At 46.1% G+C, this 12,009-nt stretch carries 14 protein-coding genes; all 14 read right to left on the reverse strand.

Annotated elements, in window-relative coordinates; all coding sequences use genetic code 11:
* Positions 1-4: 4 nt before the first annotated feature.
* Positions 5-418 (reverse strand): cytidine deaminase, encoded by a 414-nt coding sequence (locus tag M1D71_RS20700; protein ID WP_458127317.1) that lies wholly within the window; start codon positions 416-418, stop codon positions 5-7.
* A 252-nt stretch (positions 419-670) separates the two neighbouring features.
* A complete protein-coding gene (locus M1D71_RS20705) occupies positions 671-1,042 on the reverse strand; it encodes a diacylglycerol kinase family protein (RefSeq protein ID WP_458123459.1) in 372 nt (123 codons plus the stop codon).
* Positions 1,042-1,539, reverse strand: coding sequence for an rRNA maturation RNase YbeY (gene ybeY / locus M1D71_RS20710; RefSeq protein WP_036674804.1), 498 nt, complete (start codon positions 1,537-1,539; stop codon positions 1,042-1,044). The genes M1D71_RS20705 and ybeY overlap by 1 nt, the downstream gene beginning before the upstream one ends.
* 34 nt (positions 1,540-1,573) lie before the next feature.
* The gene (locus tag M1D71_RS20715) at positions 1,574-3,823 is read right to left on the reverse strand and encodes an HD family phosphohydrolase (RefSeq protein WP_458123460.1); all 2,250 of its coding nucleotides are present in this window, start codon (positions 3,821-3,823) and stop codon (positions 1,574-1,576) included.
* A gap of 16 nt (positions 3,824-3,839) precedes the next feature.
* Positions 3,840-4,811 (reverse strand): PhoH family protein, encoded by a 972-nt coding sequence (locus tag M1D71_RS20720; protein WP_458123461.1) that lies wholly within the window; start codon positions 4,809-4,811, stop codon positions 3,840-3,842.
* Positions 4,812-4,817: 6 nt separating this feature from the next.
* On the reverse strand, positions 4,818-6,011 hold the full coding sequence (gene yqfD, locus M1D71_RS20725) for a sporulation protein YqfD (RefSeq protein ID WP_458123462.1): 1,194 nt from the start codon (positions 6,009-6,011) through the stop codon (positions 4,818-4,820).
* On the reverse strand, positions 6,008-6,301 hold the full coding sequence (yqfC, locus tag M1D71_RS20730; RefSeq protein WP_458123463.1) for a sporulation protein YqfC: 294 nt from the start codon (positions 6,299-6,301) through the stop codon (positions 6,008-6,010). The genes yqfD and yqfC overlap by 4 nt, the downstream gene beginning before the upstream one ends.
* A gap of 179 nt (positions 6,302-6,480) precedes the next feature.
* The gene (locus M1D71_RS20735) at positions 6,481-7,080 is read right to left on the reverse strand and encodes a hypothetical protein (protein WP_458123464.1); all 600 of its coding nucleotides are present in this window, start codon (positions 7,078-7,080) and stop codon (positions 6,481-6,483) included.
* Positions 7,081-7,093: 13 nt separating this feature from the next.
* The gene (floA, locus tag M1D71_RS20740; protein ID WP_458123465.1) at positions 7,094-8,104 is read right to left on the reverse strand and encodes a flotillin-like protein FloA; all 1,011 of its coding nucleotides are present in this window, start codon (positions 8,102-8,104) and stop codon (positions 7,094-7,096) included.
* Positions 8,105-8,269: 165 nt separating this feature from the next.
* Positions 8,270-9,592: an NfeD family protein gene (locus tag M1D71_RS20745; protein ID WP_458127318.1), complete on the reverse strand. Its 1,323-nt coding sequence runs from the start codon at positions 9,590-9,592 to the stop codon at positions 8,270-8,272.
* A 280-nt stretch (positions 9,593-9,872) separates the two neighbouring features.
* Positions 9,873-10,316, reverse strand: a complete 444-nt coding sequence (locus tag M1D71_RS20750; RefSeq protein ID WP_458123466.1) for a GatB/YqeY domain-containing protein — start codon at positions 10,314-10,316, stop codon at positions 9,873-9,875.
* 15 nt (positions 10,317-10,331) lie between these two features.
* Entirely contained in the window at positions 10,332-10,505 is a 174-nt protein-coding gene (gene rpsU, locus M1D71_RS20755; protein WP_005547957.1) for a 30S ribosomal protein S21, read from the reverse strand.
* Positions 10,506-10,772: 267 nt separating this feature from the next.
* Positions 10,773-11,132 (reverse strand): histidine triad nucleotide-binding protein, encoded by a 360-nt coding sequence (locus tag M1D71_RS20760; protein WP_145323263.1) that lies wholly within the window; start codon positions 11,130-11,132, stop codon positions 10,773-10,775.
* A gap of 355 nt (positions 11,133-11,487) precedes the next feature.
* Positions 11,488-11,832, reverse strand: coding sequence for a hypothetical protein (locus M1D71_RS20765; protein ID WP_145323265.1), 345 nt, complete (start codon positions 11,830-11,832; stop codon positions 11,488-11,490).
* Positions 11,833-12,009 lie beyond the last annotated feature (177 nt).

The following is a 12,009-nucleotide window of genomic DNA, read 5'->3' on the forward strand; positions in this document are numbered from 1 at the left end:
TGGTTTATTTTTTGGCAGAATTCAGATCAGTAGGCCCAAAAGCCCAAGGTAACAGTTCGGCAACAGTCGTCTCTTGCAGATCACCTTTCATGTTCCCCAAGATGACTTTCATATCCGGTTCACACAGCTCGTACATGACCTGACGACATACACCACAAGGAGCAATCGGACCATCCGTGTCTCCTACAATGGCAATCGCTTTGAAGCTGCGAGGCTTCTGTCCACCTGCAATGGCACTGAACATCGCTGTACGTTCAGCACAGTTACCTGGGGAATAAGCAGCATTCTCAATATTACAACCATGATGCACATGTCCTTCACTGTCAAGCAAAGCCGCACCTACACCAAAATGGGAATAAGGCGTATACGCCTTCGTACGTGCCTTAATTGCTTCCTGCATTAACAAACCGTTATCCATCATTATTCTCTCCCTTAGGGTGCAATATAAAATCAAACTTGTGCATTTACACTGGGCACTCCGCTGTCAGAACAACCTTCCGAGCGCTGTTATCCCCAGATTTTTTTGATCCCTTTTAATAAGGGGAAATCCGGAGATAAAGGCGCACACTCCGTTTCTTCAGGTTTCTTCTGACCTCTCCGTTATCGTGTTTGCATCAAGTAAATTTATATTAGTGTGTAGTATTAAAATCAAAACAAAGTTAAAACAAAATCAGTACAAACCTAGCCAGTTCATCACCGGCTTCATGAAGACGATACAACCGATGATGACGGCGAATACCGCAGCCAGCAGAACTGCCCCGGCCGCGGTATCCTTCGCCGCTTTTGCCAGCGGATGGATATGGGGATGTGCCAAATCAACTGCAGCCTCTACAGCCGTGTTCATCAATTCAGTCACCAGGACCAAAAAGACAGCGGTCAGCACAAACATCCAATCCGTTCTTGAGATTCTGAAAAAAAAGCCGGCTATACACATCAAAACAGCCACTCCCGTGTGAACTCTCACATTACGCTGAGTCCGCAACCCATATGCGATTCCTTCCGCAGCATTGCGGAATACCAGACCCCAGGAGCGCCTTTTCATTATCGTGTCAACCCGGCCTGGGCCAATACAGCTTCTTGTTTGCCCATCATTTCAGCCTCACTGGCTTCATCCTGATGGTCGTATCCGAGCAGGTGCAAGAAGCCATGGACAAACAGAAAACCAAGCTCACGTTCAAATGAGTGTCCATACTCCTCACTTTGCAGGATGGTCCGTGGTACGGAAATGATGATGTCTCCAAGAACATCCGGCATTTCTTCCATTTCTTCATCTTCGTCCAGCTCATAGATAATATCAAGCTCTTCATCCACCGTCTCGTTCATCGCAAAAGACAATACATCCGTAGGACGGTCAATACCGCGATAATCACGGTTCAACTCATGGATCTGCTCATCGTTCACAAAAGTCAGAGCCACTTCCCCGTCTGCAACACCTTCCGCTTCTCCGGCAAGATTCAGCAACTGTTCCAGCATTGCAATCATTGGTTCTGTAATTTCTTTGTCCTGTTGTTCATTATTCCATGCCAGATTAAGACTCATTCCTTCATAACTCCTGTCTGCTCATATTATTGAACTAGCCTGCTTCGGGCGAAGTCGGCTTCGGTTTCTTAATCTCCTCCGGATATTCTATCCTGGAGTGGAAGATACCCATCACCGTTTCCTTCAATGTTCTGGCGACGATATCCAGTTCACGCATCGTGAGATCACAATCGTTGAACTGATGATCGTCCAATCGCCCTTTAATAATTTTCTCAATCATCGACTCCACTTGCTCCACTGTAGGTTTGCGCAAAGATCTCACAGCAGCCTCCACACTATCGGCAATGCCAACAATAGCAGATTCCTTGGACTGAGCCTTCGGCCCAGGGTAACGGAAATCCTCTTCCGTGAAATCAGGTTCAACTCCTGCTTCTTCTGCTTGGCGCAGTGCTTTGTGATAGAAATAGTGGAGAAATGTTGTGCCGTGATGCTGTTCCGCAATATCCCGAATAGGTTTGGGCAGTTTGTAGTCCTTCTGCATTTCCACACCATCACGCGCATGGGCAATGATAATGGATTTGCTCAGTTTCGGATCGATCGAATCATGTGGATTCTCCATATTATTCTGATTTTCAATAAAATAGATGGGTCGCTTGGTCTTGCCAATATCATGATAATACGATCCCACTCGGCAGAGCAATCCGTTAGCTCCAATGGCCTCTGCTGCAGCTTCGGACAGATTACCTACCATAACGCTATGATGATAGGTACCCGGTGTCTCCGTCAGCAACTTGCGAAGAAGCGGATGGTTCGGATTGGACAGTTCCACCAGTTTGAGCGCTGACAAGATACCAAATGAAGTTTCGAAAAATGGCATCAGCCCAATCACCAAGATCGCAGTCAGCACGCCACCCGCAAATGCAAACCCAACGCCATACAGTGTCGTGGTTCGGTTCCAATCGCCCGAGTCAATCAAGGCCAGGGTGAAGACGGCTATGGATCCGAACAGACAGACCATAATGGCCCCTTTCAGGATCGTTGATCGCTGGCTAGCCTTATGAGTTGCGAAGATCGCAACAAACGAAACTAATACAGCGAAGAAGCCCAGTTCAAAGTCAAAAAGCTGACCCTGATGCGTGTTCAAAATAATGCTGGACAACATACCGATCAAAATCGAACATACAAAGGCAAGCGAGGTATCCAGGAGAAGCGCAATTAACATCGCCCCTACCGCAACAGGCGCAAGGAAACCTACATAAGACCTCTCATTGGTCTGGATAATCGCCGTTACATGCATAACCACAATCGTAATAATAAAAATGAGAACAAGCATCAACAGCTGCGCATTATTATATTTAAAGTGCGTTCCGCTGCCTTGCTGAATATACATCAGAATTGCTGCCGACAACAGGCAGGAAAACATAAGAAGTCCAAGCTGCGGCCAGTAGTTCACTTCATTTTTCAGCAAGTCATTCTCATCCAGGAGCGTATACATTTCCGGGGTGATCATTTCACCCTTGGCAACTAATGTGTCCCCTTGCTTGATAAAGACCGTTTGCGTGTTCTCACGCGCCTGAACTTTCGCTTCCTTGGTTCCCTCTTCGTCATAGAAACGGTTAGCGGTCACTACGAGGCGAGCAAGTTCTTGCACCACCTCACGTTGCGTACGCTTACTGAGCGAGCTGACACTCACCATCTCGGCTACTTTCGCACGTGCAGTGGTTGCATCGTTGATCTGATCTGTCATTAACCGGGCAACAATATCCCTCGCAACTGGTTTCATCTCTTGGATATCATCCGATGTCAGACGCGAGATTTTGATGTAGGTTTCTTCGGGAATACGGTAGCTTTGCTCCTGTACCACGTTTCTGATCTCTTCCAACAGAGTCTCGGAGTATGTACCGGCTTTCCGATTGTTATTGATATAATTGGTCACAAAATCCTTCTGACGCTGCGGGATTTCATCCCGATAAATATCAATCTTGTCCTGACTTGAAATCTGATCATCCTGGTTCAATCGATCTACACGATCAAGCAGGGTCGTCATCAAATTTTCGTTTCGCATCTGCACAATCTGAAATATCGGCTGTACCCGTTCAGCAGCTTCTTCCTGTGCTTTGAGTGTGGCCTTGTTATTTGGAATCTGCATGGGCGCAGCTATGTCCACTTCACTCCGTGTACCTTCCTGAATATCATACCGCTCGGGGAGCAACTTGGAAGCCAGACTCACGTAGAAAAGAATCACCAGAAACAAAAACAGAAGATAGCGTGCCCACACGCTATACTTCCATCCTGTAGCCTTATTCTGAAAAGATTTGCCTTTTGACGGTTCCTTCGAGGTCACTTTAGACAATCCCTTTCTATGCTTGATTTTCTGCGGCGTGGTTGTAAGCTACGATAATTTTCTGGACGAGGGAATGCCGCACAACATCTTGCTCGGCAAAATAGACAAATCCAATCTCTTTAACTTCGTTCAAGATCGTATTCGCTTCCACAAGCCCGGATTTCTTACCACGCGGTAAATCAATCTGTGTCACATCTCCGGTAATGACCATTTTGGAGCCAAAACCAAGACGGGTCAGGAACATCTTCATCTGTTCCGGTGTTGTGTTCTGTGCTTCATCAAGAATGATGAAGGAGTCGTCCAGCGTACGCCCCCGCATATAGGCGAGTGGTGCGATTTCGATTAACCCTCGCTCCAGTGCCTTCGCGGTCTGTTCCTGTCCCATAACGTCATACAGGGCATCGTACAATGGTCTCAAATACGGGTCTACCTTTTCCTGAAGATCACCTGGCAAAAAACCAAGACTCTCTCCTGCTTCAACAGCAGGCCGTGTGAGCACAATACGTTTGACGCTGCCTTCCTTGATTGCTGCAACAGCCAGTACAACAGCAAGGTAGGTTTTACCCGTACCGGCAGGACCAATACCAAATACAATATCACGTTTTTTAATTGTAGTTACATAGTGCTTCTGTCCAATGGTTTTAACACGGATTGGTTTACCTCGGTATGTCGTGGTAATCTCGCCCTTGAACAGATCCAATAGCTGATCTGCCCGCATATCCTTGGCAAGTTCAATCGCATATTTCACATCTCTTTCGGTTAACACATATCCATTGCGTATCAACTGCAGTAACACATCAAATAATTGTTCAAGCGATTCCACATGCTGTGCATTGCCGAAAATCACAATCTCCGCTTCACGGGATGCAATCTGGGCGGGAATCTCGGATTCAATCAGTTTAAGAAAAGTATCTTGGGGTCCAAAAAGAGATTGGCCCTCTCCCGCACTCTGGAGGGAGATTTGTATGCTGCGTGTTGGCTCTGACAAATATCCTCATTCTCCTTGACTATGGAATAGCGGAAGTTCTTCCGCAATGCTTTCTTCTACTTCAAATAAGACTTTCATATAAACTTTACCATTCTCTTTCTTCTCATGCAAAATTTTTTCACTTATAATTTTCGTTCCTTTGCCGTTTTTAGCAATAATATCGTTTCTTGCTCCTTCCAATCCTTTCGTTCTGGCCCACTCTATGGTCTGTTGTTCCTCATGTTCACGGGTCTCCAGATCCTTCTCTGTCAACCAGCCCATGGGTAGTGTAAAGGATCTCCAGGTTAGTGGTTTATGATTACTCTCGGTATCAAAGGAACTGAACGGTGTACTTCCGTATCCCCACAATTGGATCGCCCATTTCCCCAGCACCATGTAAAACCGTTCTTTGCTCTCACCGGTCATCGTATTATGTTTTTGCACAAGAGGAACCTGTACCTGATACTCACGCCATACCAGTCCACGCACTTCGCCTTTGGCAACAATAGTCTTGGTGTTCTCTTCGTCTCCAAGAATGCCCGAGATCAGTACCTGGCCCTTTTTGACACGCATGTCCTTCTGAACGACAGGACGCCCCTGCTCCGCATAGATTTGAGTGACAACAGCATCTGATTTGCTGATCAAATGTCTCGGATTCAGTAACGGTTCGCGCTTCGGTTGTGCGGACTCCACGACTTGAATGGTAATGGTTGTCCCTTCTTTGCTTACTCCAATCCAGGTTACATCCGGCAGAGCGAGTGCAAGCTGCCTGGAGAGCTTGTCTTGGCTTTGCAAGCGGAACCCCCACTGGAAAGGGTATACCCCCTCTTTCTTCGCTGCTGCGAGCACTTCGTCCGTGGGAATGGTAACGTTCCCCTTGACCTCCACATTCCATACCATAGACGACAACGCAAACAAAGCTGCCACAAAAAACAGCATTCCACCGAGAAAGAACTTCCTTCGCAATAGTCGGGCCGCAAAAAAAGGAAAACCGCTACGGTGGGTTACTTTCACTCTGCAGCCTGTCCGTTTCAACACAGGACGCAGCCTGAAAAAATGCGGCAGCAGAATATTCATCTCTGCTACGCGTCCATCGTGAGCACGCAGGTTCCACACTTCCAGTCCCTGCTCTGCCACCGTGTTGATTAATGCTTCAATGTCTCCCCCAGTGACCGTGATTCGGACTGCTCCCCGCAGTTTGTACAGACTGGGCTGCTTCATCCGTTCCCCTCCACTCCATTCATATGAATATCCAGAATCGTTCCTTCAACAGCTACTTCATCCGGCAAAATGTTGCGTATCACCAAGGCAGTTCCTCTGATCTCCAACTGGCCTTGGGAAAGAGCCAGCACGATGCGATCCGGCGTGAAATGGATGACACCGCGATGATTCTCTATATACAGTTGCTTGCTGCCGATTAGGGTTAACCGTGGCATATCATAAAGCACATCCTGCGGCAGATCCAGCACTTCACTGGTCCATCTGCGCAGCTTGCGGCTGATCCGGGTCATTCGAAGGTCTTCCCCCTTCCTCTACAGTTCAACTTATGCGCAGATTCAAGAATTTATGAAAATTCCGGGGCGTGTTAGGGACGAATGTTGAGAAAAAAGTAAAGAACACAAAAAAAGCCGTCTCCGGCGGCTTTCTGCTCACCAGAGACGGCTCTATTTCTGTTCATTATGAAACTTGGTTACAGTTTCCCTCTTGTACCAAACGGCTGTTTGGAACGGGGAGGACCCAGTACTTCTGCCCACAACACACCTGTACGAATATCGGCAGAGCGAAGGGGAGACACACCCGATTCCTCCGTGCTGGGTATATCCCAACTGGAATCAGACACAACAGGTTTATTTGCAGAAGAGAAGCGATTTAATCTCTCTTGAATCAAACGCTCCTGTCGTTCCACTTCTTTCATCTGTTGCTCAAGCGAGCTTTCCATTCCTCTTGAGGAATTCTCACTTCTATGGTTACTGGCTGTGCCAGAAGAAGCAGCAGGCTCCGAATATGGCTGATCATACTGATTCTCATATTGTTCGTCTTCGTACCGATCGTCATACTGTTCATCATAACGGGGATCAGTATGTCCGGAAGACTGTTGCGTAGATGAGTTGTCTCTTGAGCGTTCATCTCGGTCTGAATCACCACTGCCTCCAAACGTAGGCATCCCGTTGCCAGGACGCTTTTTGTTCGGATCAGCCGATTTGGCCGCTTTCCCCAAAAAGGAGAAGAGCATAAAGCCGATAACGGCTACAATATACAGATTATCAAAAATCCATTCAAATAGGCCCATATGCACTCACCGCCTATCTTCCGTTTTTGGAATCACCCTGATCGTTGGAACTCGAACCTTCAACAGGTTTTCCCAGTGTATTACGCATTTGAGTATCCGCTTCAATATTTTTCAGGTTCATGTAATCCATGACACCAATCTTACCACTACGTAAAGCCTCAGCCATTGCAAGTGGTACTGCGGATTCAGACTCAACAACGCGCGCTCTCATCTCAACAACGCGTGCTTTCATCTCTTGCTCTTGTGCTACAGCCATCGCACGACGTTCTTCCGCTTTGGCTTGAGCGATTCGCTTGTCAGCTTCTGCCTGCTCAGTTTGCAAGAAAGCACCAATATTTTTACCGATATCCACGTCCGCAATATCAATGGACAGGATCTCAAAGGCAGTTCCAGAATCCAGCCCTTTGGACAAAACTGTACGAGAGATCAGATCCGGATTTTCCAACACCACTTTATGCGTTTCTGCCGAACCGTTGGTACTTACGATCCCTTCACCGACACGGGCAATGATTGTCTCTTCACCAGCACCACCGACGAGTCGATCGATATTCGCACGAACTGTAATTCTTGCTCGAACATTGACTTCGATACCATCTTTTGCCACCGCAGATACAACAGGCGTTTCGATAACACGCGGGTTAACACTCATTTGAACCGCCTGCAATACGTCACGACCAGCAAGGTCAATCGCAGCAGCACGTTCAAATTCGAGTGGAATGTTTGCACGCTGGGCAGCGATCAGAGCGTTAACCACACGGTCAACGTTACCACCAGCCAGGAAGTGACTTTCCAGTTGATTCATCGACAATTGAATACCTGCTTTAGTGGCTTTGATCATCGGATTTACGATTCGGCTAGGTGTTACACGTCTGAGTCTCATCGCGACCAGGGTAATAATACTAACACGCACACCGGATGCAATTGCCGAGATCCAGAGCATTACCGGGAAAAAGCTGAAGAATACGCTCAATACGATAATGGCAACTACCGCAATGAGCAAAACCGTAATCATGGTTGGTTCCATTGTTTAATTTCCTCCATTTGCAATTTGAATTTGATAAACACATCAGAAAAGACATTACTGAGTCAGCTGCTAAATGGATGAATAAATGCACCACCTCTCTGGCAGCTTCAGCTAGGTGGTTATGTATGTTACCAAAGCGTTATTCCACTTCGGCAACAGAGCGGGCTACACCGGTAAAGCTTGCTGAACCACAATCCGGGTACCTTCCGCTTTTATCACAATAATCGGCGTGTCAATCGGAATGAAATCCCCATCTGTCACAACATCAATTCGTTCCCCTTCAAACATCGCTGTTCCAGAAGGTCGAAGCGGTGTCAGACTGATGCCTTGCAGTCCAATCAACTCTTTACGTTCGGTAGCGGAGGAGTATCCACGTTCCGCAGACAAACTGTCACTCAGTATAAATCGATTCCATATCCCTCGATCTTTAAACAGTACTGCGATAATCGCAATGACTACCAATGCTGCTCCGAAAGCGATACCCAAAGAAACGAATGCATCACTCGTATCATAAGCAGCCCTCACAACACCGGCAACTAGCGCAATTGATCCCAGAATACCCAAAATACCCATGCTTGGTATGAACATCTCCAGAATCATCAGGATGAGTCCGACAGTGAACAATACCCACGTCTCTGCTCCTGCAAAACCGGCAACGTAATTTCCTGAGAAATACAGGACAAAACACACAATACCGACAATACCAGGAACCCCGAACCCAGGAACGATCAGTTCAATGGCTACACCCGCGATTCCGAGGAACAACAATACGGTCATGACAACAGGATTGGTAAGAAAAGATGAGATATTCTCTGCTGTCGTCCGTTCTACCTTGAATACATCATCCTGACTGTAACCGAGCCAGGTTGCCGCTTCTTCCGGTGTGTTGCTGATGTGGTCGGCATAACCGACTTTCAGCGCTTCTTCAGCCGAGAGAGCAATAATTTCACCTTTTTGCTTTGTTTTATTGATCTCTGGCATTTCCACAACCATGTTAACATCCGTCATTCCAGCCGCGATCTTGCCGTCACGGCCACTAATCTCAGCTGCTCCCTGCATTTTGCTTTTCCAAAACGCAACAAGCTTTGGATCATCAACATGTTTGCCTGAACTGTCCACCATTGCTGCCGCACCGATCATACTGCCTGGCGACATTACGATCTTATCTGCATTCAGAGCCAGAAAACTTCCGGCTGAAGCAGCATCTCCACGGATAAATGCAACAGTCTCTATCGGACTGTCCTTAATCAGGGTACCCAACGCTTCCGCAGTGTCGACACGGCCTCCCGGCGTATTGATATCAAGAACGATCAGGCCAGCGTTCATCTTTTCCGCTTCCTTAAACCCGCGTTCCATGAACTTGCCAAGTCCCTGCTCGATTGGTTTGTCAACCGGAATAATATATACGGCGCCACTCTTCTCAGCTGCATGCGCTGACGGTGATCCAATCCAGACAGGAAGCAACAGCGTCAGCAGCATTAAGAGCATCAATGGCCCCGCAAGCTTCTTCCGGCGCTTTCCCTTCACAATAGTCCCCCCTTTTCCATTAATGTTATACTGTCCAGCTTATGGTATTTATTACGTACAATGCAACATTTCGTTTCAAAATCTTAAAATTATATTTGAAAACTGGAGCAATTGCAAGAATTAAAACCATAATAATATATATTAACCATTTAAAAGAAATAGTTGCTATTAAGGACATAATGCGTTCTTGTAAGTGGAAAAAACACCTCCTGACAAGTCAGAAGGTGTTTATTGATTTGCTTTATTGCAGAAATTGTTGAACTGCTTGATTTACCAGTTTGCCGTCCGCTTTGCCTTTAACTTTCGGCATAAGCGCCGCCATGACTTTCCCCATCTCGGCTTTCGAAGAAGCACCGGTTTCCTGGATGGTCTGCTGTACAATAACTTTAATTTCTTCTTCGGTAAGCTGTGCGGGAAGGTACTGGATAAGTATTTCAATTTCCGCTTTTGCATTTGCCGCGAGGTCTTCACGGCCCGCTTTGTCAAATTCTTGGAGGGCATCTTTGCGCTGTTTGATTTCACGACTCAGGATATCAAGCACTTCGTTGTCATCCAAATCTCTTTTCAAATCTATTTCAAGATTCTTGATCGTCGAACGAATCAACCGAATGTTGGAGAGTCTGAACTTGTCCTTACTCTTCATCGCTTGCTTCATATCTTCGTTCAATCGTTCGCTAAGATTCATGTAGTTAAAATCCTCCTAAAACTTTCTCTTACGAGCAGCCTCGGACTTTTTCTTGCGCTTTACGCTTGGCTTCTCATAATGCTTACGTTTCTTCACCTCAGCCAATACGCCATCTTTAGCGATGGAACGTTTAAAACGACGAAGTGCAGCATCAATAGTCTCGTTTTTGCGAACTTTAGTTTCAGACACCAGTTTTCCCTCCCTCCGACCAGACCGTCCAAGAGCAATAACACGGTTCATCATCTTTCATTATAGGCGAAAGGTAATAAAGGTGTCAACCTCAATGTAATGATCACTTATTTGAATCAATTTCATAACTCACTAAAAATAGATTTTTGTAACCTTATTGAGTTAGCTAAGGTATTATGAATTGATTCATTTATACGAGCGTTAGGTCACATATTCATAGATTTAAGCATATGTCTAAATCCGTGATATTAGCACACATTAGCTCGATTATTTGTGAGAATCAGATAAACTTGTCAGTACACCAAGTCTGGTGCCGCCAAGCAAATGGTAATGCAGATGGTGGACAGTTTGCTCTCCATCCTTACCACAGTTGTTGATCAGGCGATATCCTGTTTCGTGCACGCCAAGACGTTTGGCGGCTTCTTGAGCAGCAAGATGAATCTCACCGATCAAAGGCAGATCTTCTGCGGTAACTTCATTCATGGAAGCAATATGTTTCTTCGGAATGACGAGAACATGTGTAGGCGCAGCGGGCTGGATGTCATGAAAAACAATAACATGGTCATTCTCCAGTACTTTATTGGAGGGGATGCTGCCCTCTACAATTTTGCAAAATAAGCAATCCATAGTTCATACCCTCCTTTTGTTTTCAAAATTATGTATTCCTGTACATCATACCCGAAGTAAAAAGTCTAGTCCAATTTTCTTCACTACTGGTGAACATCTTTTTTGCTTACAAGTATCAGCATGTTAAAGACTCTTCTTTCCATACCAATCAAGTGAACTTATCGACTGGAGATAATGAACAGATATTATCTAAAAGCAAAAAACCTCTCTGCATCTCAATGAGTTCCATTCTTGCACGTGGAGATGAGAAAGGTTCTATGCTTGATCCATCCTTTAATAATTATTTTTTTTTATTCAGTTGAAACCCATTTCGCTCCATCTAAGCAACTGATCAGAATTTACGCCAGTGCATGGTTCAATAATAAGGCAGCAACGTTAATGCAGTGAGTGCAAATAACGGGAGCACGAGTCGGTTAAAACGTCTGCGGCCGTAACCATAATAAGGATAAGGCGTAGGGTACCCGTATCCTGGATAGAATCCACGGGTATGACCTATAGGGTAATTCGCTCCCGGCATTGCATTTGGAGCCCAGTTCGCATGATGTACGACAGCTTCAGGTCCAACTGGAACAGCCAGATAAATCATTTCATCATCCACGTTTTCCATAATGCCATCATATTGCATGCCGTCATTCATCTGCACACATACATATCGGTGCATGTGTTCCTTGCATATTTTCTTCGCTTCCACCTTTTCCACTTGCCAACGCCTCCCTGAATCTGCTCTTGATCACCTTTTCATGGTATTCAGATCTGGGCGAATTGACACAACGTTAAAAATACAAAAAAAGAAGCACCCCGTAGCGGCTTCCTTGGAAGGCTGCTGCGCGGACATCTATTCAGGAAGCGTCCTGATCAGATGTCCGCCGGGGTACTT

The organism is Paenibacillus sp. Z3-2 (genome assembly GCF_054161325.1).